Annotated in this window: 20 protein-coding genes and 3 tRNA genes; 10 read left to right on the forward strand and 13 right to left on the reverse strand. The window is 66.0% G+C overall.

Going from position 1 to position 25,305, the window contains the following annotated elements:
- Positions 1-149: 149 nt before the first annotated feature.
- A tRNA-Leu gene (locus AWC17_RS18555) sits at positions 150-232 on the reverse strand.
- Positions 233-474: 242 nt separating this feature from the next.
- Between AWC17_RS18555 and AWC17_RS18560 the strand changes: the two genes are divergently transcribed.
- The 7 genes from AWC17_RS18560 to pknB all read left to right on the forward strand — a co-directional run bounded on the left by AWC17_RS18560 (position 475) and on the right by pknB (position 10,277).
- Complete coding sequence (locus tag AWC17_RS18560; protein ID WP_046183039.1) at positions 475-2,094, forward strand: DUF3662 and FHA domain-containing protein; 1,620 nt, start codon at positions 475-477, stop codon at positions 2,092-2,094.
- Positions 2,095-2,218: 124 nt separating this feature from the next.
- Complete coding sequence (locus AWC17_RS18565) at positions 2,219-2,686, forward strand: FHA domain-containing protein FhaB/FipA (protein ID WP_046183038.1); 468 nt, start codon at positions 2,219-2,221, stop codon at positions 2,684-2,686.
- Positions 2,683-4,200 carry a PP2C family protein-serine/threonine phosphatase gene (locus AWC17_RS18570; protein WP_046183037.1) on the forward strand — a complete coding sequence of 506 codons (1,518 nt, stop codon included), beginning with the start codon at positions 2,683-2,685 and terminating at the stop codon, positions 4,198-4,200. Before AWC17_RS18565 ends, AWC17_RS18570 begins: the two co-directional genes overlap by 4 nt.
- Positions 4,197-5,606, forward strand: a complete 1,410-nt coding sequence (locus AWC17_RS18575) for an FtsW/RodA/SpoVE family cell cycle protein (protein WP_046183036.1) — start codon at positions 4,197-4,199, stop codon at positions 5,604-5,606. The genes AWC17_RS18570 and AWC17_RS18575 overlap by 4 nt, the downstream gene beginning before the upstream one ends.
- Complete coding sequence (pbpA, locus tag AWC17_RS18580) at positions 5,603-7,081, forward strand: D,D-transpeptidase PbpA (RefSeq protein ID WP_046183035.1); 1,479 nt, start codon at positions 5,603-5,605, stop codon at positions 7,079-7,081. Before AWC17_RS18575 ends, pbpA begins: the two co-directional genes overlap by 4 nt.
- Positions 7,078-8,406, forward strand: a complete 1,329-nt coding sequence (locus AWC17_RS18585) for a serine/threonine-protein kinase (protein WP_046183034.1) — start codon at positions 7,078-7,080, stop codon at positions 8,404-8,406. Before pbpA ends, AWC17_RS18585 begins: the two co-directional genes overlap by 4 nt.
- Positions 8,403-10,277: a Stk1 family PASTA domain-containing Ser/Thr kinase gene (pknB, locus tag AWC17_RS18590; protein WP_046183033.1), complete on the forward strand. Its 1,875-nt coding sequence runs from the start codon at positions 8,403-8,405 to the stop codon at positions 10,275-10,277. Before AWC17_RS18585 ends, pknB begins: the two co-directional genes overlap by 4 nt.
- Here the strand turns inward: pknB and AWC17_RS18595 are convergent.
- Positions 10,255-10,941 carry an aminodeoxychorismate/anthranilate synthase component II gene (locus AWC17_RS18595; protein ID WP_046183032.1) on the reverse strand — a complete coding sequence of 229 codons (687 nt, stop codon included), beginning with the start codon at positions 10,939-10,941 and terminating at the stop codon, positions 10,255-10,257. The two genes, pknB and AWC17_RS18595, sit on opposite strands and share 23 nt — an antisense overlap.
- Positions 10,942-10,967: 26 nt before the next feature.
- Complete coding sequence (locus AWC17_RS18600) at positions 10,968-11,711, reverse strand: DUF881 domain-containing protein (RefSeq protein ID WP_046183031.1); 744 nt, start codon at positions 11,709-11,711, stop codon at positions 10,968-10,970.
- Positions 11,712-11,829: 118 nt separating this feature from the next.
- Here AWC17_RS18600 and crgA point away from each other — a divergent pair, with 118 nt between their 5' ends.
- Together crgA and AWC17_RS18610 are read left to right on the forward strand one after the other, a co-directional pair.
- On the forward strand, positions 11,830-12,111 hold the full coding sequence (gene crgA / locus AWC17_RS18605; RefSeq protein WP_046183030.1) for a cell division protein CrgA: 282 nt from the start codon (positions 11,830-11,832) through the stop codon (positions 12,109-12,111).
- Positions 12,112-12,266: 155 nt separating this feature from the next.
- The gene (locus AWC17_RS18610) at positions 12,267-12,692 is read left to right on the forward strand and encodes a PH domain-containing protein (protein ID WP_046183050.1); all 426 of its coding nucleotides are present in this window, start codon (positions 12,267-12,269) and stop codon (positions 12,690-12,692) included.
- A 33-nt stretch (positions 12,693-12,725) separates the two neighbouring features.
- On the opposite strand, the gene AWC17_RS18615 is transcribed toward AWC17_RS18610, so the two are convergent.
- Complete coding sequence (locus tag AWC17_RS18615; protein WP_046183029.1) at positions 12,726-13,274, reverse strand: peptidylprolyl isomerase; 549 nt, start codon at positions 13,272-13,274, stop codon at positions 12,726-12,728.
- Between the two features lie 159 nt (positions 13,275-13,433).
- Between AWC17_RS18615 and cwsA the strand changes: the two genes are divergently transcribed.
- Complete coding sequence (cwsA, locus tag AWC17_RS18620; protein WP_047322607.1) at positions 13,434-13,868, forward strand: cell wall synthesis protein CwsA; 435 nt, start codon at positions 13,434-13,436, stop codon at positions 13,866-13,868.
- Between the two features lie 4 nt (positions 13,869-13,872).
- Here the strand turns inward: cwsA and AWC17_RS18625 are convergent.
- From AWC17_RS18625 to dnaA, 9 genes are all read right to left on the reverse strand, one after another.
- Positions 13,873-13,945: transfer RNA gene (locus AWC17_RS18625), tRNA-Ala, on the reverse strand.
- Positions 13,946-14,096: 151 nt separating this feature from the next.
- Positions 14,097-14,170, reverse strand: a tRNA-Ile gene (locus AWC17_RS18630).
- 60 nt (positions 14,171-14,230) lie between these two features.
- Positions 14,231-15,136, reverse strand: coding sequence for a DUF3566 domain-containing protein (locus AWC17_RS18635; protein ID WP_047322608.1), 906 nt, complete (start codon positions 15,134-15,136; stop codon positions 14,231-14,233).
- Between the two features lie 115 nt (positions 15,137-15,251).
- The gene (gyrA, locus tag AWC17_RS18640) at positions 15,252-17,771 is read right to left on the reverse strand and encodes a DNA gyrase subunit A (protein WP_046186437.1); all 2,520 of its coding nucleotides are present in this window, start codon (positions 17,769-17,771) and stop codon (positions 15,252-15,254) included.
- Between the two features lie 35 nt (positions 17,772-17,806).
- Positions 17,807-19,840 carry a DNA topoisomerase (ATP-hydrolyzing) subunit B gene (gene gyrB, locus AWC17_RS18645; RefSeq protein ID WP_046186438.1) on the reverse strand — a complete coding sequence of 678 codons (2,034 nt, stop codon included), beginning with the start codon at positions 19,838-19,840 and terminating at the stop codon, positions 17,807-17,809.
- Positions 19,841-20,095: 255 nt separating this feature from the next.
- A complete protein-coding gene (locus AWC17_RS18650) occupies positions 20,096-20,659 on the reverse strand; it encodes a DUF721 family protein (RefSeq protein ID WP_047322609.1) in 564 nt (187 codons plus the stop codon).
- On the reverse strand, positions 20,656-21,810 hold the full coding sequence (gene recF / locus AWC17_RS18655) for a DNA replication/repair protein RecF (RefSeq protein WP_046186380.1): 1,155 nt from the start codon (positions 21,808-21,810) through the stop codon (positions 20,656-20,658). The genes AWC17_RS18650 and recF overlap by 4 nt, the downstream gene beginning before the upstream one ends.
- A complete protein-coding gene (gene dnaN / locus AWC17_RS18660; protein ID WP_085164935.1) occupies positions 21,811-23,010 on the reverse strand; it encodes a DNA polymerase III subunit beta in 1,200 nt (399 codons plus the stop codon).
- A 536-nt stretch (positions 23,011-23,546) separates the two neighbouring features.
- Entirely contained in the window at positions 23,547-25,079 is a 1,533-nt protein-coding gene (gene dnaA / locus AWC17_RS18665; RefSeq protein WP_046186378.1) for a chromosomal replication initiator protein DnaA, read from the reverse strand.
- Positions 25,080-25,305: the final 226 nt, after the last annotated feature.

Below are 25,305 nucleotides of genomic sequence, written 5' to 3' on the forward strand. Positions count from 1 at the left end.
CTGGCAATGACGCTACTGACGCGGACGCGCACGTCAATTCACAACACGGTTGCGCACGTCACGGATAACCGCTTTCAGGCGGCTACCGCTGATAGGCCCGCACCCAGCCGGCCGGCGAACGGCGTCGTAACGACGCCAATATTCAACTGTGGGCGAAGGGGGACTTGAACCCCCACGTCCCGAAGGACACTGGCACCTGAAGCCAGCGCGTCTGCCATTCCGCCACTCGCCCGGAAAAACAACCGATGGACCATACCACTTTAATAGTCGTGTTCCCCAACCGCCTGGTCGGGCCTGGAAGCCGTTCAGCGCTGCGGGACAACGCCTCTGAGCAGGGCGGACGCAGTTCTCAGAGTTTCGACGGTGCCGCGGCGCCGCGCTGTCCCGATACCATGCTGGAGTGAAAGGTCACCCCGCGAATCGTTTGCCGCGCGCCGGCGACATGCTGCGGCAAGTGCGGGCGAACGCCAGAGCATGAGTAGCCAACGCGGGCTGGCGGCCCGGATCGAGCGCAAGCTCGAGGCCACGGTCGACAACGCGTTCGCCCGAGTCTTCGGCGGATCGATCGTTCCACAGGAGGTCGAGGCACTCCTACGCCGCGAAGCCCGCGACGGCATCGAGCGGCTCCAGGGAAATCGCCTTTTGGCCCCGAACGAATACATCATTACCCTCGGTAGTCACGACTTCGAGAAGGTGGGCGCCGACCCTGATCTCACGTCGGGCGCTTTCGCTAGGTACTTGGCCGACTACATCCATGAACAGGGGTGGCAAACGTATGGTGAGGTGGTCGTCCGGTTCGAGCAGTCGTCGAACCTGCGTACCGGCCAGTACCGCGCCCGTGGTGCTGTCAACCCCGATGTGCAGCCCCGCCCGACGGTCAACGATCCCGTCCGGCCACAATCAAATAATGCGTTCGGCGCAGAACGAGGAGTAGCACCAATGACTGACGATTCGAGTCACCGCGGGGCTCAGGGTCCGGGGCGGCCCAGCGATGAGTATTACGACGACCGCTACGCGCGTCCGCAAGAGGGCGGCGCGGAACCACAGGGGGGACCTGAACCACGCGGTGGGTATCCGCCCGAGCAGAGCGGCTACCCGCCGCCGCAGGGCTACCCGCCACCCCGCCACCCTGAGCAGGGCGGCTACCCGGAACAGGGCGGCTACCCCGAACAAGGTGGTTATCAAGGCCCCGGTGGCTATCCCGACCAGCGCGGCTACCAAGGCCAGGGCGGCTACCCCGAGCAGGGCCAGGGCGGCTATCCGCCGCACTATGAGCAGCGTCCTCCCGCGCCCGGCGGATACGGCGGCCAAGGCTACGACCAGGGCTACCGTCAGGGCGGCGGTTACGCCCCTCCCGGCGGTGGTCAGCCCGCCGCCGGCCAGCAGGGCTACGGCGGATACGGCGAATACGGCCGCGGACCGGCCCGCCCAGACGAGGGTGGCTACGCTCCGCCCGAGCAACGGCCGGCCTACCCCGAGCAGGGGGCCGGGTACGAGCAGGGCGGCAGCTACGAGCAGGGCGCCGGGTACGAGCCGGGATACCAGCAGGGCGGCGGCTACGGCCGGCAGGACTACGGCCCCGGCGACTACACGCAGTACGCCGAGAACGTCCCGGGTGGGGGATACCCCGGTCAGGGCGGCGGCGGATACGCCGAGCCCGCGCACCGCGACTACGACTACGGGCAGCAGGCTGAGTACGCCCAGCCGAGTGAGTACGGCCAGCCCGCCGACTACGGGCAACCGGCCGACTACGGCCAGCAGGCCGGCGGCTACGGCGGTTACGGCGGGGGCGGCTACGGCGCGGCCGGCACAACGGTCACCCTCCAGCTCGATGACGGCAGCGGCCGCACCTATCAGCTGCGCGAGGGCTCCAACATCGTCGGCCGTGGACAAGACGCCCAGTTCCGGTTGCCCGACACTGGCGTGTCACGGCGTCATCTGGAGGTCCGCTGGGACGGGCAGGTGGCGCTCCTGTCGGACCTGAACTCGACCAACGGCACCACCGTGAACAACGCACCGGTGCAGGAGTGGCAGCTGGCTGACGGCGACGTGATCCGTCTGGGCCACTCGGAGATCATCGTCCGGATCCACTGAACCCGCTGGGCTCAACGCTGCCGTGCTTCGCCCCGCGCCGACCGCCGTCCAAGTATCGTGACGTTGCCGATGTGCTCGGGGTCACGGGCGCCAGGGGGAGACGCTAGGACGGAAAGGACGCCAGATGCAGGGACTCGTACTGCAGCTGACGCGCGCCGGATTTTTAATGTTGTTGTGGGTATTCATCTGGTCCGTGTTGCGGATTTTGCGGACCGATATCTATGCGCCCACCGGTGCCGTCATGGTGCGCCGCGGCTTAGCGTTGCGCAGCACCCTGCTGCCTTCGCGGCAACGGCGGCATGCCGCACGCTATCTGGTGGTCACCGAAGGGGCGTTGGCGGGGGCACGCATCACACTCAGCGGGCAACCTGTGTTGATCGGCAGGGCCGACGACTCGACCCTGGTGCTCACCGATGACTACGCCTCGACTCGGCACGCCCGGCTGTCTCAGCGCGGTTCGGAATGGTACGTCGAGGATCTAGGATCGACCAACGGCACTTACCTTGACAGGGCAAAGGTGACGACTGCGGTACGAGTTCCAATAGGGACGCCGATTCGGATCGGCAAAACAGCGATTGAGCTGCGCCCGTGACCCTGGTCCTGCGATATGCCGCGCGCAGCGATCGCGGCCTGGTGCGCGCCAATAACGAAGACTCCGTGTACGCCGGTGCGCGGCTGCTCGCCCTGGCCGATGGCATGGGCGGTCACGCCGCCGGCGAAGTGGCCTCCCAATTGGTGATCGCCGCACTGGCCCATCTCGACGACGACGAACCCGGCGGCGACCTGCTGGCCAAGCTCGACACCGCAGTGCGCTCCGGCAACGCGGCCATCGCGGCGCAGGTGGAGGCGGAGCCCGAGCTCGAGGGGATGGGCACCACGCTCACCGCAATCCTGTTCGCGGGCGACCGGATTGGATTGGTGCACATCGGCGACTCGCGCGGCTACCTGCTGCGCGACGGTGAACTGACGCAGATCACCAAAGACGACACGTTCGTCCAGACCTTGGTTGACGAAGGCCGGATCACACGCGAAGAGGCGCACAGCCACCCGCAGCGGTCGCTGATCATGCGCGCGCTCACCGGTCACGAGGTCGAACCCACGTTGACGATGCGCGAGGCCCGTGCCGGTGACCGCTACCTGCTCTGCTCCGACGGGCTCAGCGATCCGGTGAGCGACGAAACCATCCTCGAGGCGCTGCAGATCCCCGACGTGGCCGAAGCCGCCTACCGCCTCATCGAGCTGGCGCTGCGTGGCGGCGGCCCGGACAACGTGACCGTGGTGGTCGCCGACGTCGTCGACTACGACTATGGCCAGACCCAACCGATTCTCGCCGGCGCGGTTTCGGGTGACGACGACCAAATGACTTTGCCCAACACCTCCGCGGGCCGCGCCTCAGCGATCAGGCCCCGCGATGAAGCGGCCAAACGCGTTGCGCCACAACCGGAAACGCCAAGCCGCCCACGCTGGCCCCGGCGGCGGATGTTCTTCGTCGTGACGCTGGCGGTGTTATTCGTGCTCTCGGGCCTGGCCGTCGGATGGTGGGTCATCCAGCGCAACTACTACGTCGCCGAATACGACGGCAAGGTATCGATCGTCCGCGGAATTCAGGGGTCCCTGTTGGGCGTGCCGCTGCAGCAGCCCTATTTGGTGGGCTGCCTGAGTACACGAAATGAACTGTCGCTGATCAGTTATGGCCAATCCGGACACGCGAACTGTCAGCTGATGACGCTGCGGGACTTGCGCCGTCCCGGACAGGTCCAGGTTCAGACCGGACTGCCGGGAGGCAGCCTGGACCAGGCCGAGTCACAGTTACGCCAATTGCTGGCCGAATACCTGCTGCCCACCTGCCCTTCGCCGCGCGCCACGTCGCCGCCGGGGCCCCCGACCACCGGGAGCGGCACCCCCGAGTCAAGCGTCGCGACATCGCCACCACCCACCACTCCACCAACCACCGCTACTTCCGGCCCCAGCGCCCCAGCCCCCACCGGTGCCACAGGCGGCCCCGCGACCCCGTCGCCGGTGGGCCCCACAACCACTTCCCAGATCGTCACCGCGCTTCCAGCGCCTCCACTTCAACCGGGCATTGACTGCCGGACGGTGGCATGACGACACAACTCCAGCCGCCCGTCGCGGTCACTCCTCCGCTGCCCACCCGTCGCAACGCCGAACTGCTGCTGCTGTGCTTCGCCGCAGCGATCACCGTCGCCGCGTTGCTGATCGTCGAGGCAAACCAGGACCGCGAATTGCACTGGAACGTCATCACCTACGGGCTGGTGTTCATGCTCGTATTCGGGTCGGCGCACCTGGCCATCAGGCGCTTTGCCCCCTATACCGATCCGCTGCTGTTGCCAATTGTGGCGTTGCTCAACGGACTTGGCCTGGTGATGATCCATCGGCTCGACCTGGTCAACAACCAGCTGAGCGGCCGCCATCACCCCAGTGCCACCCAGCAGATGCTGTGGACCCTCGTCGGGGTCGTCGCGTTCGCGCTCGTAGTCACGTTTCTGAAAGACCATCGGCAGCTGGCACGGTATGGCTACATATGCGGAATCGCCGGCTTGGTGCTGTTGGTGATTCCCGCCCTGCTGCCGGCGTCGCTGTCCGAACAGAATGGCGCGAAAATCTGGATTCGCTTCCCCGGCTTCTCGATTCAGCCCGCCGAATTCTCCAAGATCTTGTTGCTGATCTTCTTCTCCGCCGTGCTGATCGCCAAAAGGGGCCTGTTCACCAGCGTCGGCAAGCATTTCATGGGGCTGACCATGCCGCGCCCCCGAGACCTCGCGCCCCTGCTGGCCGCCTGGGTGGTCTCGGTGGGCGTGATGGTCTTCGAGAAAGACCTCGGCACCTCACTGCTGCTCTATGCGTCGTTTCTGGTGGTGGTTTACCTTGCGACACAACGGTTCAGCTGGGTGGTGATCGGCCTGGTGCTGTTCGCGGTGGGCAGCGTCATCGCATATTTCGTGTTCGCTCACGTCCGGGTCCGCGTGCAGATGTGGTGGGACCCCTTCTCCGACCCCGACGGCAGCGGCTACCAGATCGTGCAGTCGTTGTTCAGTTTCGCCACCGGCGGCATATTCGGGACCGGGCTGGGCAACGGTCAACCCGATACCGTGCCGGCCGCGTCGACCGACTTCATCATCGCGGCGTTCGGTGAAGAGCTCGGGCTCGTCGGGCTCGCCAGCATCTTGATGCTCTACACCATCGTCATCGTCCGCGGCATGCGCACCGCGATCGCGACGCGGGACAGCTTCGGCAAGCTGCTGGCCGCGGGCCTGGCCTCGACCCTGGCCATCCAGCTGTTCATCGTCGTCGGCGGGGTAACGCAACTCATCCCGCTGACCGGGCTGACCACGCCGTGGATGTCTTACGGCGGATCGTCGTTGCTGGCGAATTACGTGCTGCTGGCTATCCTCGCCCGCATCTCGCACAGTGCCCGGCATCCCTTACGCGGCCGTGAGCGCAAGGATTCCCCGATCGCGGCGGCCAAGACCGAGGTAATCGAGAAGGTATGAACACCTCTCTTCGCCGCATCTCGGTCACCGTCATGGCGTTGATCGTGCTGCTGCTGCTCAACGCCACGATGACGCAGGTGTTCGCCGCGGACTCGCTGCGCGCCGACCCGCGCAATCAGCGCGTGCTGCTTGACGAGTATTCGCGTCAACGCGGCCAGATCGTCGCCGGCGGTCAACTGCTGGCCTACTCGGTGGCCACCGACAGCCGCTTCCGCTTCTTGCGGGTCTATCCCACCCCGGCGGTGTACGCGCCGCTCACCGGCTTCTATTCGCTGCGCTATTCCAGCACGGGCCTCGAACGCGCCGAGGACCCGCTGTTGAACGGATCCGACGAGCGCCTGTTCGGGCGCCGGCTGGCCGATTTCTTCACCGGTCGCGATCCACGCGGCGGCAACGTCGACACCACCATCAGACCGCGGGTCCAGCAGGCCGGGTGGGACGCGATGCAGCAAGGGTGCGGGGGGCCGCCGTGCAAGGGCGCTGTCGTCGCCCTCGAGCCGTCCACCGGCAAGATCTTGGCCATGGTGTCATCGCCGTCCTATGACCCCAATCTGCTGTCGTCGCACGATCCCGATGTGCAGGCGCAAGCATGGCAGCGACTGCGCGACGACCCCGACAATCCGATGGCCAACCGCGCCATCTCGGAGACCTACCCGCCCGGATCGACGTTCAAGGTGATCACCACCGCGGCGGCGCTGCAGGCCGGCGCGACCGACGCCGAGCAGTTGACCGCGGCGTCCACGATTCCGCTGCCCGACAGCACCGCGACGTTGGAGAACTACGGCGGTCAGTCCTGTGGCAACGAGCCGACGGTGTCGCTCAAGCAGGCGTTCGCCCTGTCGTGCAACACCGCGTTCGTCCAGCTCGGCATCCTCACCGGGTCCGATGCGCTGCGCAGCATGGCGCGCTCGTTCGGCCTGGACACCACCCCGAGCGTCATCCCGCTGCAGGTAGCCGAATCAACCATCGGGATCATCCCGGACGCGGCCGCGCTGGGCATGTCCAGCATCGGCCAGAAGGACGTTGCGCTGACACCGCTGGAGAACGCCGAGATCGCCGCGACCATCGCGAACGACGGCGTGATGATGCAGCCCTACCTGATCGACAGCCTCAAGGGCCCCGACCTGGCGAACATCAGCACCACCGTTCCCTACCAGCAGCGCCGCGCGGTGTCACCCCAGGTCGCCGCTAAGCTAACAGAGCTGATGGTTGGCGCCGAGAAGGTCGCGCAGCAGAAAGGGGCCATTCCCGGCGTGCAGATCGCATCCAAGACTGGTACCGCAGAGCATGGCACCGATCCGCGTAATACGCCGCCGCACGCGTGGTACATCGCCTTCGCGCCCGCGCAGACGCCCAAAGTCGCCGTGGCAGTGTTGGTGGAGAATGGCGGCGACCGCCTGTCCGCGACGGGAGGTGCACTCGCCGCGCCGATCGGACGGGCTGTGATCCAAGCCGCGCTGCAGGGAGGACCATGAGCCCGCGAGTTGGTGTGACGCTGTCTGGCAGATACCGCCTGCAGCGCCTGATCGCCACCGGCGGCATGGGCCAAGTCTGGGAGGCGGTGGACAGCCGGCTCGGCCGGCGCGTCGCGGTCAAGGTGCTTAAACAGGAGTTCTCCCAAGATCCGGAGTTCATCGAGCGGTTCCGCGCCGAGGCGCGCACCACCGCGATGCTCAACCACCCCGGCATCGCCCAGGTCCACGACTACGGCGAAAGCCAGCTGGACGGGGAAGGCCGCACCGCCTACCTGGTGATGGAGCTGGTGAACGGTGAGCCGCTGAACTCGGTGCTCAAGCGCACGGGCCGGCTGTCGTTGCGGCACGCGCTGGACATGCTCGAGCAGACCGGCCGGGCGCTGCAGGTCGCGCACGCCGCCGGCCTGGTGCATCGCGACGTCAAGCCGGGCAACATCCTGATCACCCCGACGGGCCAGGTGAAGATCACCGACTTCGGTATCGCCAAGGCCGTCGACGCCGCGCCCGTCACCCAGACGGGGATGGTGATGGGCACCGCCCAGTACATCGCCCCCGAGCAGGCCCTGGGTCACGACGCGACCCCCGCCAGCGACGTGTACTCGCTGGGGGTCGTCGGCTACGAGGTCGTGTCGGGCAAGCGGCCGTTCACCGGTGACGGAGCCCTGACGGTGGCGATGAAGCACATCAAGGAGCCCCCGCCGCCGCTGCCCGCGGAGCTACCGCCCAACGTGCGGGAACTCATCGAGATCACGCTGGTCAAGAATCCCGCAATGCGTTACCGCAGCGGTGGGCCTTTCGCCGACGCCGTGGCGGCGGTGCGGGCCGGCCGCCGTCCACCGCGGCCCAGCCAGTCACCACCGCCCGGGCGGGCATCGCCGGCGTCCATTCCGTCCAGCCCGACGACCAGGGCGGCCGCCGTCTCCAGCACTCGGGCCGCGGCGCCGCGCCGGTCCCGGCCCACCACCGGTGGTCACCGCCCACCCCCGGCCCGGCGCACCTTCTCGTCGGGTCAGCGCGCGTTGCTGTGGGCCGCCGGTGTGCTCGGAGCGCTGGCGATCATCATCGCGGTGCTCATCGTCATCAACTCCCGCGGGGATACCCAGCAGCAGCCACCGCCCCCGACGGTCACCGACACCGGAAGCCCGCCCGCGCCGCCGCCGAGCAACACCCCCAGCGGTTCCGCGCCCGGCCCAGCGCTGCGGCTCAATTGGACGGATCGCGGGACGGTAAGTAATTCTGGACTGCAACGAGGGCCGGCCGAGCACGGGTGGAGTGACCCATTGACACCCAGCGCGTCACCGGCCCGACACGAGATACCAAGATGACCACCCCTCAGCACCTGTCTGACCGTTATGAACTGGGCGAGATCCTCGGATTCGGGGGCATGTCCGAGGTTCACCTGGCACGCGACGTCCGATTGCACCGCGATGTCGCGGTCAAAGTGCTGCGTGCCGACCTGGCCCGCGATCCCAGCTTCTATCTGCGTTTCCGCCGCGAGGCGCAGAACGCCGCGGCTCTCAATCACCCGTCGATCGTCGCGGTGTACGACACCGGCGAGGCGGAGACCCCGACGGGTCCGCTGCCATACATCGTCATGGAGTACGTCGAGGGTGTCACCCTGCGCGACATCGTGCACACCGACGGTCCGCTGCCCCCGCGGCGGGCCATCGAGATCATCGCCGACGCGTGCCAGGCGCTGAATTTCAGTCACCAGGCCGGCATCATCCACCGCGACGTCAAGCCGGCGAACATCATGATCAGCAACACCAATGCGGTCAAGGTGATGGACTTCGGCATCGCGCGCGCCATCGCCGACAGCGGCAACAGCGTCACCCAGACTGCGGCGGTGATCGGTACGGCCCAGTATCTGTCGCCCGAGCAGGCCCGCGGCGACACCGTCGACGCCCGGTCCGATGTGTATTCGCTCGGTTGTGTGCTCTACGAAATCCTCACGGGCGAACCACCTTTCACCGGAGATTCGCCCGTCGCGGTCGCCTACCAGCACGTGCGCGAGGACCCGATTCCACCGTCGCGGCGGCACGAAGGCATCTCCGCAGACCTCGATGCCGTCGTGCTCAAGGCGCTGGCCAAAAACCCGGACAACCGCTACCAGACGGCCGCCGAAATGCGCGCCGATCTGGTTCGGGTGCACAACGGCGAACCGCCCGAGGCGCCCAAAGTGCTCACCGATGCCGACCGGTCCTCACTGCTCGCCACGGGCGGAAACCTGCCCGGGTCGCGCACCGATGCGCTGCCCCGCCAACCACTTCGTCGCATCGACGACAGCAACGGCGGGTCCGTCGGCCGCTGGATCGTCGCGGTCGCCGCGCTGGCGGTGCTGACGATCGTCGTGGTCATCGCCTTCAACACCTTCGGCGGCACCACCCGCGACGTCCAGGTGCCCGACATGCGGGGACAAGTGTCCGCCGATGCCATTGCGGCACTGCAGAATCGCGGCTTCAAGACGCGCACCCTGCAAAAGCCCGATTCGACGATCCCGCCCGACCACGTCATCAGCACCGACCCTGGCGCCAACGCGTCGGTGAGCGCGGGCGACGAGATCACCGTCAACGTCTCGACCGGTCCCGAACAGCGCGAATTGCCCGACGTCTCCTCGCTGAGCTACTCCGACGCGGTCAGCAAGCTCAAAGCCGCAGGGTTCAGCAAGTTCAAGCAGGCCAATTCGCCGTCGAGCCCCGAGCTGTTGGGCAAGGTGATCGGCACCAACCCGCCGGCCAACCAGACGTCGGCGATCACCAACGTGATCACCGTCATCGTCGGCTCGGGGCCGGAGACCAAGCAGGTGCCCGACGTAGCAGGCCAGACCGTCGACGTCGCGCAGAAGAACCTCACCGTATACGGCTTCACCAAAGTCACCCAGGCGCAGGTGGACAGCAATCGGCCGGCCGGTGAGGTGATCGGCACCAATCCGCCTAAGGGCCAAACGGTTCCGGTGGACTCAATCATCGAGCTGCAGGTGTCCAAGGGCAACCAATTTGTGATGCCAGACCTCAGCGGCATGTTCTGGACGGACGCCGAGCCGCGGTTACGGGCGTTGGGCTGGACCGGGGTGCTGGACAAGGGCGCGGACGTGGACGCGGGTGGCTCCCAGTCCCACCGGGTGGTGTATCAAAACCCGCCGGCCGGCGCCGGTTGCAACCGGGACGGGATCATCACGCTGAAGTTCGGCCAGTAGCCGGCGGATCGGCCGGGAAATGGGGCTGCACCGCCGCCCGGACCTCGTTCTCGAGCCGGCGGACCAGCGTGTCGTCGCGGGCCCACCCGCAGTAGGCCAGCCAATTCGCCAGCATCCGGTGTCCGCCTTCAGTCAGGATCGACTCCGGGTGGAACTGGACTCCGTGAATCGGCAGCTCGCTGTGCCGCACCCCCATGATGACACCGCCGCGGGTGCGGGCCGTCACCTCCAGCTCCGGGGGCAGTGACTCGGGCAGTATCGTCAGTGAGTGGTAGCGGGTCGCCGTGAAGGGATCCGGAAGTCCTTGCAGCACACCGGTATTGGTGTGAAAGACGCTGCTGGTCTTGCCGTGCAGCAGTTCGGGCGCGCGGTCGACGGTGGCGCCGAAGGCGACGCCGATGGCTTGGTGGCCGAGGCAGACCCCGAGTAGCGGGGTGCGCTCGGCGGCACACGCGCCCACCAGGCCGACCGACGCGCCCGCGCGTTCCGGGGTGCCCGGGCCTGGGCTGAGCAGTACACCGTCGAACCGCTTGGCGGCGGCGGCCTGGTCGGAGAGCCTGGCGTCGTCGTTGCGCCACACCTCGGCCTCGACGCCCAGCTGGCCGAGGTACTGCACCAGGTTGAACACGAAGCTGTCGTAGTTGTCGACGACCAGGATCCGCACCGTGCCAGGTTACCGCCCGCCGGAAATCAGTAGCCGATGGTTCCCATGGGCTGGGCGAAATGCAGCCTGTCCGGCTCGGCGTGGCCGACGATCTGGACATCGGGCTTGACCTCTTCGCGGTAGCCGAGCCCGAATCGGACCTCGTACTGGCGGTAGAGGACGACCAGGGGAGCGGCGGCCAGGGCGGCTTGCATGGCGGCCGCGTTGCCGATCGCGGTGATCGTGTAGGGCGGGCTGTAGGTGCGCCCGTTCAGCAGCAGCGTGTTGCCGACGCAGCGCGGTACCGAGGTGGCGATGATGCGCTGGTCCTGCATCTGGATCGCCTCCGCGCCGGCGCTCCACAACGCGTTGAGGACGGCCTCGATGTCTTGCTGGTGCACCACCAGGTCGTCGGGGGACGCATCCCGCGGGAAACGGCCATTGGCGTCCCGTGGCGCGTCGTCCAGGGTGACCACGAGGCCCGGCCCGTGCACCGGGTTCATGTCCGCGTCGGCGGCCAGCTCGGCGGAGCGTCGCAGCATCGCCCGCAACGCGAGGTCCGAGGACCGTCCGTGCGCAGCGTCGATCTTGCCGGAGAGCTCGTCGCGCTGGGCGTTGAGATGATTCACCGACGACTGGGCCTCGCGGACCAGGTCCACCAGCCGCGGGGCGTCACTGCGCCGGATCTCGGCGCCCCCGGACACCCCATGTGTGGCGGCGAGCAGCAGGCCGGCCAGCAGGCACACCACCGGGACGCCGAGGCGCCATGGTGACCGGCGTCCGTCGCTCATCGGCTCTCCAATTTCCTGGTCACCGTGCCGGGTGGGTTAGTCTCGTAGCGAAGCTGTGCGTGCAGCTGCGGTCTTTATCGTTGCACCCTGTCCCGCTCACCGTCTTGTTGAGGTAATCATGCCCAAGTCCAAAGTCCGCAAGAAGAACGACTTCGCCGTCAGCTCGGTTAGTCGCACGCCGGTGAAGGTGAAGGTCGGACCGTCGAGCGTGTGGTTCGTTGCCCTGTTCGTCGGCCTCATGCTCATCGGGCTGGTCTGGCTGATGGTGTTTCAGCTGGCCGCCGTCGGCAGCCAAGCGCCGACCGCCCTCAACTGGATGGCGCAACTGGGGCCGTGGAACTACGCCATCGCCTTCGCTTTCATGATCACCGGATTGTTGCTGACGATGCGCTGGCATTGACCAAGATCATCGGCGGAATGAATTCATTTTTGGGTTGCTTCGTTACTGCGCCAGCAACATTCCCACCACCCAATCACACGCGTGTGATTTATCCCCACTGTTGATAGCGTCTGTGGATAACTCCATAGGCCGTGGTGGGAGGGGCTGAGCGGCGCATGCAGCAAACACAGTGGGAGCCCCGCGCAGCAGGAATCGCTGGTTGGGGGGCCGCCGGTGTCCTGATGGCTATCGCCAGTGTGACCGTAGTCACAGACCCGCCCGGCCGGATTCTGGCGGGGATTGCCGCGGCAGGTCTGATCTTGTTTGCGGGCGCGACGTGGCGCGCGCGGCCGAAGCTGGCAATTACCCCCGACGGCTTGATGCTGCGGGGATGGTTCCGGACGCAGGTATTAGGACACGCCGACATCAAGATCATCCGGATCACCGAGTTCCGCCGCTATGGACGCAAACTCCGGCTGCTCGAGGTTGAAACGACCGACGACGGGCTGGTGCTCTTCTCGCGCTGGGACCTCGGAACGGACCCGCTGGAGGTGCTCGACGCTCTGACGGCCGCCGGTTACGCGGGCCCTACAAAGGGGTGAGCCCGCGCTGGCCGGACCGGCGTGCGCCCGGGCTTACGAGATCGTGATCGACTCGATGACGACCGGCTCGGTGGGGCGGTCGTTGCTGTCGGTGGACGTCGTCGCGATCGCTTCGACCACCCGCTGTGACTCCGGGTCCGTCACTTCGCCGAAGATCGTGTGTCGCCGGTTCAGGTGGGGAGTCTTGCCCACGGTGATGAAGAACTGGGAGCCGTTGGTGCCCGGACCCGCGTTCGCCATCGCCAGCAGGTATGGCTTGTCGAATTGCAGTTCGGGGTGGAACTCGTCGGCGAACTTGTAGCCCGGGCCGCCGCGACCGGTTCCGGTCGGGTCGCCACCCTGGATCATGAAGCCCTGGATCACCCGGTGAAAAACCGCGCCATCGTAGAACGGACCGGAGGACCCGCCCGATGCGTTCTGGGTCGAGTACTCCTTGGTGCCCTGCGCCAGGCCAACAAAGTTGGCGACGGTCTTGGGCGCGTGGTTTCCGAACAGAGCGACTTTGATGTCGCCGCGGTTGGTGTGGAGCGTGGCGGTAGCGGTCTGAAAGGGGCTGTTGGTCACGGCATGAGAGTCTGCCACTACACGCGGGCATGCCCGCACCCGGTGTCACTCATGGCAAGCCGACGCCGAAAACGCGGCGCGCGCAACAGTTCCGTCGGCGTCCCTATGCTGGCAGTCTGTTCAGGTACGCGTGGCTGGTCCACGACAGGCTTTCCCAGTGGCACAGAAAGGCGGCAGATGAGCGCGAAGGCGGAATCCCGGCTGACCCCGCGGGAGCGACTGGCTCGCGGGCTGACCTACTCGACACTGGGACCGGTGGACGTGACACGGGGAGTCGTCGGCCTGGGTGTCCAGTCGGCGCAGTCGACCGCATCGCAGATTCGTCGCAAATACCAGGAGGGGCGCCTGGCCCAGGAACTCGCCACGGCCCAAGAGGCTCTCGCCCAGGAGCTGGCCGCCGCGCAGGATGTGGTCGCGGGGCTGCCTCAGGCGCTGCAGGACGCGCGGCGGGCGCAGCGCCGGACCCGGCGCCCGTGGGTGTTCGCGATTGCGGCCGTCGTGGTCCTCGCCGGCGGCGCCGTCGCATTCACTATCGTGCGGCGCTCCGTGCGGGCGAAGCCTCAGGAGCCCCAATCGCGGCCGCCCAGTGTCGACGTGCAGCCGCGCCCGTGATCTGTGGAGCCTAGGGGAATCGAACCCCTGACACCCGCCTTGCAAAGGCGGTGCTCTACCAACTGAGCTAAGGCCCCTCAACGTGACTGGGTGGCTGACCGGGCGTGTCGTCCACCGCCACGTGCCAGACCTCGACCCCGCGTCGGTACCGCGCCACCGCCGCCACCACAGCGATCAGTGTGATTGGCAGGGCAAGTCTTACGCAACGTCTTGATGGGCACATGGTTGTGGGCCTAGGAGGACTCGAACCTCCGACCTCTTCGTTATCAGCGAAGCGCTCTAACCGCCTGAGCTATAGGCCCGTACTCGCGGTACGGCCGAGCGACGAGATTACCGCAATCGCCGCCCCACCCCCAAAAACGCTAGTCGCGGTCCGCCAACGTCACTTCGATGCCGCCGATCAGATCGGTGGTCAGGTTGTAGACGAACGCGGCGATGGTGGCCATCGCGGTCAGCAACACGATGTTGACCAAGCCGATCAACACGGCACCGCCGAAGATCGTGCCGCTGGAGACGAGCTCCCCGCTGCTGCCGCTGGTGTTGTTCAGCAGGTCGCCGACGTTGCTGTTCAGCTTCGACCACACGCCCATGCCGCCGAGCACGAGGTAGAGGAACGCGACGGCGATCATCCACACGAAGAACAGCGCGACCGAGAGCAGCAGGGAAACCTTCAGCGTGCTCCACGGATCGATCCGGCGGATCTGCATGCTGGCCCGCACCGGGCCGCGCGGCCGCCGGGACACCTGGGTGTGGTTTTCGCGGTTCTCGCGGCCTTCGCGGCCTTCGGAGGACGACGAGCGGGCGGATCCCGGCAGGCTCGAGGCCTCGGACGCGCGGTCGGGCGGCGCCTTGCGTTGGGGTCCCCGCGGCATCGGCCCGGACAAGTCCGGCAACTCGCTGGCGTAGGCCTCCGCGGGGGGGCCGTCGCCGCGCCCCGGCGGGGCCTCGGCGTCGTGCGGCGGGTTCTTGGACGGTGGAGGCGCACCGGCACCCGGTGCCGCGGTGCCGGAACTGAACCGGTTCAGCCGGGCCTCGACACCGGTGGGCGGGCCTGACGGCCGCGCCTCGGTGGGGGGTTCACCCTGGCGCTGCGGTGCCTGCGGAGGCCTGGGCCCGCCGCGCTGCCACGGCGGTGGATCCCCGGCCTCCGGAGCGCGGCCCGCCTGTGCGGGCGGCGTCGCGCGGTGTATACCGGCGCGCTCGGCCGAACCATCCCCATTGAGGCCGTCGCCCTTCTTGGGGGCACCCGGCTCGTTCGGTGAGCTCACCCCGACTCCTTAGATCTCCTACCAGGGCCGCGGGGGCGATGGCAGTCGCATTTTGTCTGGTCGGGCCGAGTCTAATTGCCCGGCTGTTCCTCCGGCCGCCCGGATTGATTCCCGACTAGCCGTCCGACTCCGCGCCGCCTTCCGCCTCCTCGCCGACTTCGTCCGCGTTCTCCTCCGCGTTGCGGGCGATGGCCAGCAGCGTGTTTTCCTCGCCCAGATTCATCAGGCGAACACCCTTGGTCTGTCGTCCCGCCTTACGGACCTGTCTCGCCGCGGTGCGAATGACCCCGCCTCCGGAGGTGATGGCGTACAGCTCGCTGTCGTCGTCGACTATCAGCGCGCCCACCAGCTTGCCGCGCCGCCGGTCGTACATCACGGTCAGCACCCCCTTGCCGCCGCGGCCCTGCACCGGATACTCCTCGATCGCGGTGCGCTTGGCGTAGCCCCCGGACGTCGCCACCAACAGGTACGTGCCTTCGCGAACCACGTTGAGCGACAACAGGTAATCGTCGGTGTTGAACCGCATGCCCTGCACGCCGGAGGTGGCGCGCCCCATCGGACGCAGCGCCTCGTCGGTCGCCGAGAACCGGATGGATTGGCCATTGGCCGACACCAGCAGCAGGTCCTCCTCCGACGAGCACAGCACCGCACCGACAAGCTCGTCGTTGTCACGCAGGTTGATCGCCACGATCCCGCCCGACCGGTTGGAGTCGAAGTCGGTCAGCTTGGTCTTCTTCACCAGGCCGTTGCGGGTGGCCAGCACCAGGTAAGGGGCGTCCTCGTAGCTGCGGATCTGAATGACCTGGGCGATGCGCTCCTCGGGCTGGAAGGCCAGCAGGTTGGCAACGTGCTGACCGCGCGCCGTCCGGGACGCCTCGGGCAGTTCGTAAGCCTTGGCGCGATAGACCCGGCCCTGCGTGGTGAAGAACAGGATCCAGTCGTGCGTCGAGCTCACGAAGAAGTGCCGCACGATGTCGTCCTGCTTCAGGCCTGCGCCCTGCACACCCTTGCCGCCGCGCTTCTGGCTGCGGTACAGATCGGACTTCGTCCGCTTGGCATAGCCGGTCTCGGTGATCGTGACGACGACCTCTTCGCGGGCGATCAGATCCTCGTCGGCAACATCGCCGTCGGCGGGGATGATGCGCGTACGCCGGTCGTCGCCGTACTTCTCGACGAGCTCGGCGAGTTCGTCGTGCACGATGGCGCGCTGTCGCTCCGGCTTTGCCAGGATGTCCTCGAGGTCGGCGATCTCGGCCTCGATCTTGGCCAGGTCGTCGACGATGCGTTGGCGTTCAAGGGCGGCCAGCCGACGCAGCTGCATGTCCAGGATGGCCTGCGCCTGGATCTCATCGATGTCGAGCAGCTCGATCAGGCCGGCCCGGGCGATGTCGACAGTTTCCGACGCTCGGATCAACGCGATGACCTCGTCCAGCGCGTCGAGTGCCTTGACCAGGCCGCGCAGGATGTGGGCCCGCTCGTTGGCCTTGCGCAACCGGTAGGTGGTGCGCCGCACGATGACGTCCAATTGATGCACCACGTAGTAGCGGATCAGCTGGTCGAGACGCAACGTGCGGGGGACACCGTCGACGATGGACAGCATGTTCGCGCCGAAGCTGGCCTGGAGCTGGGTGTGCTTGTAGAGGTTGTTCAGGACCACCTTTGCGACCGCGTCGCGCTTGATCTCGACGACGATGCGCAGCCCCACCCGGTCGCTGCTCTGATCTTCGATATTCGAGATGCCCGCCAGTCGGCCATCGCGGACCTGCTCGGCGATGGAGGTGATGAAGTTGTCGTGGTTGACCTGATAGGGCAGCTCGGTGATTACCAGCAGGGTGCGGCCGCGGGAGTCCTCTTCGATCTCCACGACACCGCGCATACGGATCGAACCGCGGCCGGTGGTGTAGGCGTCGTGGATTCCTTGCGATCCGACGATCAGGCCGTAGGTGGGGAAGTCTGGTCCCTTGACCCGCTCGCAAACCGCGGCCAGGGTGGCCTCCTCGTCGGCCTCGTGATTCTCCAGGCACCAGAACACCGCCTCGGCGAGCTCGCGCAGGTTGTGCGGCGGCATATTGGTGGCCATGCCGACCGCGATACCGCCGGAGCCGTTCGCCAGCAGGTTGGGGAACCGGCTGGGAAGAACCGTCGGCTCTTGGACCCGGCCGTCGTAGTTCGGGATGAAATCGACTGTCTCCTCGTCGATTTCGCGCAGCATCTCCATCGCCAGCGGCGTCAGCCGCGCCTCGGTGTAACGCATGGCCGCCGGCGGGTCGTTACCCGGCGAGCCGAAGTTGCCTTGACCGTCGACCAGCGGGTAGCGCAGCGACCACGGCTGCGCCATCCGGACCAGGGTGTCGTAGATCGACGAGTCGCCGTGCGGGTGATAGTTGCCCATCGTCTCGGCGACCGAACGCGCCGATTTGGCGTGGCCGCGGTCGGGCCGGAAGCCCGAGTCGAACATCGCGTACAGCACCCGGCGGTGTACCGGCTTCAGGCCGTCGCGTACCTCCGGCAGTGCGCGTCCCACGATCACGCTCATCGCGTAATCGATGTAGCTGCGCTGCATCTCCTGCTGAATGTCAACCGGTTCGATGCGGTCGCCAGCCTCGTCGCCGGGTGGCAGCGTGGTGTCAGTCATCTATTCCTCTTTTTGGGTTGGCGTGCCTGACTGCGTCAGACATCCAGGAAGCGAACGTCTTTGGCGTTTCGGGTGATGAAGCTTCGGCGCGCGTCGACATCTTCACCCATCAGGATGGAGAACAACTCGTCGGCAGACGCGGCGTCGTCCAGGGTGACTTGACGCAGCACCCGCACCGACGGATCCATCGTGGTTTCCCACAATTCTTTCGCGTCCATTTCACCCAGACCCTTGTAACGCTGAATGCCGTCCTCTTTGTTGATCTTCTTGCCGGACTTCAGGCCGGCCTCGAGCAGGCCGTCGCGCTCGCGATCGGAGTAAGCGAACTCCGGGTCGTTGCGCTGCCACTTCAACTTGTACAGCGGCGGCTGGGCCAAGAACACATGCCCGTTCTCGATGAGCGGTCGCATGAACCGGAACAACAACGTCAACAACAGGGTCGAGATGTGCTGGCCGTCCACGTCGGCGTCGGCCATCAGCACGATCTTGTGGTAGCGCAGCTTGGTGATGTCGAACTCGTCGTGAATCCCGGTGCCCAGCGCGGTGATGATCGCCTGGACTTCGGTGTTCTTCAGCACGCGGTCGATGCGCGCCTTCTCGACGTTGATGATCTTGCCGCGCAACGGGAGAATCGCCTGGAACATGGAATCGCGCCCGCTCTTGGCCGAGCCGCCGGCCGAATCACCTTCCACCACATACAGTTCCGACTTCCGCGGGTCGGTAGAACGGCAGTCGGCCAGCTTTCCTGGCAGTCCTCCGAGGTCGGTGGCGCTCTTGCGGCGGACAAGCTCCCGCGCCTTGCGCGCGGCGATCCGCGCCTGCGCCGATGACACCGCCTTGTTCACAACGGTTTTCGCCTCCGAGGGGTTGGCCTCGAACCAATGCGTCAGCTGTTCGTTGCACACCTTCTGCACAAACGACTTGACCTCGGTGTTGCCCAGCTTCGTCTTGGTCTGACCCTCGAACTGCGGCTCACTCACCTTGACGGAAATGACCGCCGCCAACCCTTCCCGGATATCGTCACCGGTGAGGTTGGCGTCCTTCTCCTTGAGCAGCTTCTTGTCCTTGGCGTACTTGTTCACCACCGACGTCAGCGCGCTGCGGAAACCCTCTTCGTGGGTTCCGCCCTCGTGAGTGTTGATGGTGTTGGCGAAGGTATGGACCGACTCCGAGTAGCCGCCGTTCCACTGCATGGCGATTTCAACCTCGTGACCGGTGCCTTTTCCGTCGAAGTCGATGACGCTCTGTTGGATCGGGCTCTTGGTGCGGTTGATGTGCTTGACGAAGTCGACCAGGCCACCCGGGTAATGGAACGTCCGGTGCTTGACCTTGTGCGGCGCAGTCGATTCCGCCGCCTTCTCCTGGGCCGATTTGGGTGCCTCGGCGGTGTCGCTGACGACCTCGTCGACGACCTCGTCCTGCTCTACGCGTTCGTCGGTGAGATTGATCGTGAGACCTTTATTGAGGAATGCCATTTCCTGCAGTCGGCGCGCCACCGTCTCGAAGTCGTACTCGAGAGTTTCGAAGATGTCCGGATCGGCCCAGAACCTGATGGTGGTACCCGTCTTCTTGGTGGCCTCGCCCTGCTTGAGGGTCCCCGGCACGGCGCGGTCGTAGTACTGAAACCACTCGTGCCCGTCGCGTTTGATGTTGACTTCCAGTCGCGTGGACAGCGCGTTGACCACAGACACACCAACGCCGTGCAACCCACCGCTGACGGTGTAGCCACTGTTCTCGCCGCCGAACTTGCCGCCGGCGTGCAGCTGGGTCATGACCACGTCGACGGTGGGGGCGCCGGTGGCGTGCATAGCCACCGGAATGCCGCGCCCGTCGTCGACGACCTCCACACTGCCGTCGTCGAGGAGCCGCACATCAACCTTGGTGGCATAACCGGCCATCGCCTCGTCCACCGAGTTGTCGACCACCTCCCAGATGAGGTGGTGCAGACCACGCTCACCGGTGGACCCGATGTACATGCCGGGGCGTTTGCGGACGGCCTCCAGCCCTTCGAGCACGGTGATCGCTGAAGCGCCGTATTCGTCTTGCGCCTTCTTCTTCTGGGCAGCCACGGTCGGAATGCTCTCCTTGGGGTTTCATGCGGGCGGTTCCAGTCACCGCATCAGTCGCATGTCATCAGTCTACCGTGATAGGCCGTCCGCACCGATTCTCTGGGCGCGTTTCTACCCAGCTAACCGCGCCGTGCGGACGATTTCTCCATTCACACCGCGTCCCGACGTGCGTCAAGCCACTTCACGTCGTCCTGGCGGCTTTGAGCCGCCTGTTGATGGACACGCGTCTGAGGGTCGTCGGTCGCGGTCGAGGCTCTAGCCATACGTGTCGCGCGGACCCCTTCCGGCGATATGGCGTGGCCCCTTGCGCCACGACGGCGCGGTGGGTCCGGTGATCTTCAGCGATGTCACCACCCCGTTGCCGACCGCAGCGGCGATCTTGGCCAACAGTTGTGACTGGATCATCCGCAACTGGGTGGCCCAGGCCGTGGATTCAGCTGCCACGCCGAGCACACCGTCGTTCAACGAGGTCGGTGTCGCATGGTCGGCGATCTGCTGGCCCACCACCGCAGACCAGTTGCCGAGCACCGTCCCTTCGGCGACCTGCGCCGACCAACCGCGCTTCTTCGCCAAGTCGCGCGCCAACCTGCCCAACGGTTGCGGATCGCGTGCGTCGGGCCCGGGACCCGACCAGCTTCGCCGCCGCCCCGCGACACGTCGGGTAGGCGGCGGCATCGACCGCCCCCGCCCGGCATCCTTTCCTTGCGCGCGGGCCGCGGCGCGCGCTTCCTCGAGAGTGCGCCTGACCAAATCCATTCCGCGCAGCAGACCCGGATCTGCCGCGCCGGGGGCCGGATCTTCTTCGTCGCTGCCGGTCACGACCGCACCACCGATACCCGACCGAGGTCGTCGTCCCGCAGATCGATGTGTACCTGCCTGACGGCCCAGCCCGCCGGAATGTCTTCCACCACCGCGGCGGTGACCAATACCTGCTCCGCTGATTCCGCCACCGCCGCCAAAGCACGGCGTCGGGCCGTGTCGAGTTCGGCGAACACATCATCGAGCAACAGCACGGGTTCACTCCCGTCGGCTCGCAACAACTCATACGACGCCAATCGCAACGCCACCGCGAAAGACCACGACTCACCATGGCTGGCAAAGCCTTTCGCGGGTTGATCACCCAGCCATAGCTCTAGATCGTCGCGATGCGGGCCGACTAAACACATGCCGCGTTCCAACTCCGCGTCGCGGCGCTCCGCCAAGGCGGCCAACAGTGTGGCCTCGAGGAGATCGCGGTCGTTGCCAGCGTCTGTCGCCGCATGTGCGCCAAGGCTGGTGCGGTAGGCGATCGACGCCGGCCGCGACGAGGGTGCGAGCAGTTGGTAAGCCTTCTCCACTTCCGGTGCCAACTGGTTGACCAGGTCGATGCGCGCGGCCATCAACTCGGCGCCGTGTTCCGCCAACCGGCTATCCCACACGTCCAGGGTGTCCAGTGCGCTGGGGTCGCCGCGGTGCCGCATCCCGGCGGCGGACTTCAACAACGCCGTGCGCTGGCGCAGAACTTTCTCATAATCCGCGCGCACCGCAGCCACCGCCGGCCGCCGCACCGTCGCCAGGTCGTCGAGGTAGCGCCGCCGCTCGGCCGGATCCCCGCGCACCAAAGCCAAGTCCTCGGGAGCAAAAAGCACGGCGCGCAAAACCCCGATCACTTCGCGCGTGCTGCGCACCGGCGAACGATTCAACCGCGCCTTGTTCGCCCGCCCCGCCGCGATTTCCAGGTCGATCGCGCATTCCCTGCCCTCGTTCACCACGATTGTCGACACCACCGCGCGGTCGGCGCCCACCCGGATCAAGGGCGTGTCGGTGCCCACCCGATGCGATCCCAAAGTCGTCGAAAACCACAGCGCTTCAATGAGGTTCGTTTTACCGAAACCATTGGAACCGATGAACACCGTCCGGCCCGGCTGCAATTCGAGGTCGGCATGCGCCCAGGACCGGAAATCGCGCAGCCCCAAATGCCGGACGTACACCTATCCGGGCAACCGAACTGGCATCAACAGGTAGACGTAATCCGTCGGCAAGGCCGAGAAGGGGCCATTCCCGGCGGGTGAACTGTCATCACCCGAAGCCGGCCGCAGCAACGCCGGTTTGCCTGGCGTCGTGAAACCAAACGACACCCGTTCCGAATGGACCGCCGCCAGCCCGTCGGTCAAGTAGGTCGGGTTGAACGCAATGGTCAACGGTTCGCCGACGAAATCGACGGCCAGGTCCTCTTCGGCCCGGCCCACATCGTCGGCGCCCGCGGACAGCCGCAGTGAGCCCTCGGAGAATTCCATCCGCACCTGGGCACCCCGATCGGCCACCAACGCCACCAGCTTGATTGCTTCGGTCAGCTCGGCCACGTCGATGGTGGCCACCGCCGTGTGCTCGGCGGGCAACAATTGTCGGAACTTCGGGAATTCCGCATCGAGGAGCCGCGTGGTACTCCGCTTGCCATTCCCGCTGATGCCGAGGAGCCCGTCTTTGCCGACCCCGCTGCCGGCGCCCAACGACAACCGAACCTCGGAACCATCGGCGCCCGCCCGGGCCGCCTCGGCCAAGGTCTTCGCCGGCACCAGCACGGCCGCCTCGATATCGGGCGAGGACGCCGACCACGTCAGCTCACGCACCGCCAGACGGAACCGGTCGGTGGCGGCCAAAACCACCGTGTCGCCCGAGATCTCGACCCGAATCCCGGTCAACATCGGCAACGTGTCGTCCCGGCCGGCCGCAATGGCCACCTGACTGATGGCCTCCGCGAAGAGATCGGCGGACAGCGTCCCGGTCTCTTCCGGTAAGCCCGGCAGGGTCGGGTAATCCTCGACCGCCATCGTCGGCAGCGAGAATCTGGCACTTCCGCAGTTCAACGAGACCCGATTGCCGTCGACGTAGAAGTCGACGGGCTTGTTCGGCAGCGCCCGGGTGATGTCTGACAACAACCTTCCGGACACCAAAACGCTTCCCGGAGAAGCAATTTCCGCTGCAACCTGCGCTTCGGCGGAAACTTCGTAATCGAATCCGGAGATCGTCAGGCCCTCATCGGACCCGGACAACAACACTCCCGATAGCACCGGCACCGCCGGCCGGGTCGGCAGATTCTTCGCCACCCACGACACCGCGTCGGCGAAGGACTCCCGCACCAAACGAAACTTCAAGTCGCTGAGGCCAGCTCTTGTCGTCGCCGCGTCCATAGCGTCCCTTCACCTACCGAGCGTTTCAAAGTCCAGTGGCTAGCCTCCCCCCGCTAGCATGGGGCTCCGCCACGAACGCCACTGGCACGTCATGCCAACGACGACCGCAACGGCAGTCGAAGAACAACCGTAGATCGTTCGAGGCCATCTTGAAAGCTAATCGACAAGCCCGACAAGCCGGGTTACCGACGGATCCGTGACGCGGGTTCAACCGGGCGTCCCCAGCGCTGTATTTCAAAGAAGAAACGACGAAGAGATCTCAGTACTAGTAATAAGGGCTGTGCACGCTGGGGACGGCGGGGTTTCACGCAGCTAGAGCGGGGATCGGGCTGTGGATGGCAGCGTGGACAACTGGGCGTGCGGTGTTGGGACGTTGGGGAAGAAGGGCGGCTGTGCACGCGACGCCCCTTAGTACACGGCTGTTTGATTGCGTTGTGCACAGTCCTGCGCACAAGCCCCGGGTGTGGCGGGTGTGACAGACGTGCGAGAAGTTTTTTGAAATTAGTCTGACGGCCGAAGCGCTGAGAAGCCCGGAATCAGCGCTTGGAGCGCTGGCGGATGCGAGTGGTGAGTTCTTTGACGTGATCGAAGACCTCACGGCGCTCGGCCATTTCGGACAAAATCTTGCGCTGGGCGTACATGACCGTGGTGTGGTCACGCCCGAATGCCTGCCCGATCTTGGGCAGCGAAAGGTCGGTGAGTTCGCGGCATAGGTACATCGCGATCTGGCGTGACTGCGCCAGCGCTCGGGTCTTGCCGGGCCCGCGTAGTTCTTCGACGGTGGTATCGAAGTATTCGGCTGTGGCGGCCATGATGGTCGCCGCGCTGATCTGCATCGTGCTGGCATCGGCGATGAGGTCGCGCAGCACGATCTCGGCCAGAGCCTTGTCGATCGGGGTCTTGTTCAACGACGCGAACGCGGTGACCCGGATGAGGGCCCCCTCGAGTTCGCGGATGTTGCGTTCGATGCTGCTGGCGATGAGTTCAAGGACGTCATCGGGGACCGCCAGGCGCTCCATCTGTGCTTTCTTACGCAGGATGGCGATGCGGGTCTCGAGTTCGGGTGGCTGGACGTCAGTGATCAGGCCCCATTCGAACCGGGTCCGCAAGCGGTCTTCGAGGGTGGCGAGTTGCTTGGGTGGCCGGTCCGACGAGATGACGATCTGCTTGTTGGCGTTGTGCAGTGTGTTGAAGGTATGGAAGAACTCTTCCTGGATACCTTCCTTACCCTCGATGAACTGAATGTCATCGACTAGCAACACGTCGACGTCGCGGTAGCTGCGCTTGAACGCAACCTTGCGGTCGTCGCGCAGCGAGTTGATGAAGTCATTGGTGAATTCTTCGGTGGATACGTACTTGACGCGCATCCCCGGGAACAGTCGCTGCGCGTAGTTGCCGGCGGCATGCAACAGGTGGGTCTTGCCCAGACCGGACTCGCCCCAGATGAACAAGGGGTTGTAGGCACGTGCGGGCGCTTCGGCGATCGCCAGGGCCGCGGCGTGTGCGAACCGGTTGGAGGCTCCGATGACGAACGTGTCGAAGGTATAGCGGCGGTTGAGGCTCGTTCCGCCGGCTACGGCCGGATCGGTGGGGTGGGGACGCTCGGTGAAGTAATTCGGCCAACCTTGGTGCGCGCTGTCGGCGGCTTCGCCGTTCTCGTCGGCCTCATCGGTTTCGAGGGTGTCGTCGTCCGGGATCGGCGCGTCGGCTTGGGGAAACGCTTCGGAGTGCGGAATCACGACGTCGTCGACGTCTTCGTCGGGCGGCGCGATGCGTACTCCGAGTTGGATCTGCTGTCCCAAGCGGCGACTGAGGGCATCGGTGATGGGGGCGCGGAGATGACGTTCGATCTCGTTCTGGACGAAACTGCTGGGCACCGACAGCAGGGCGAACCCCTCGACGATGGTCAGCGGCTGCACCAGGTTCAGCCAGGCCCGCTGCTGTGGCGTGAGGGGAGTCATGAGCGTGGTGCGGTTGGCGGCTACGCCGTCCGGGGTGGACTCTCCGTTGAGCTCGGACACAACCGCGTTCCACACGGTGGTGAAACCTGAACCGGGGTCATCGGTCAACGACGCATCCCCCTGGTTCTCGCGCAGCCCGGGTCGAGGTACAACCACGCTTGGTGACAAAGCAACTGTCCACATAGTTATACACAGGTGTGGACAGGATGAGCGTATGCGAGCCACAGCCTACCGGCGACGGCTCGCGATCTCCGTGCTGGAAGAAAACCATTGAAGGCTGTCTAGGCAGCTAGTCGACCCACCATCCTCGCTTCGTTGTCGAGCGCCGTTGCAG

Source organism: Mycobacterium nebraskense (genome assembly GCF_002102255.1).
Lineage (GTDB): Bacteria > Actinomycetota > Actinomycetes > Mycobacteriales > Mycobacteriaceae > Mycobacterium > Mycobacterium nebraskense.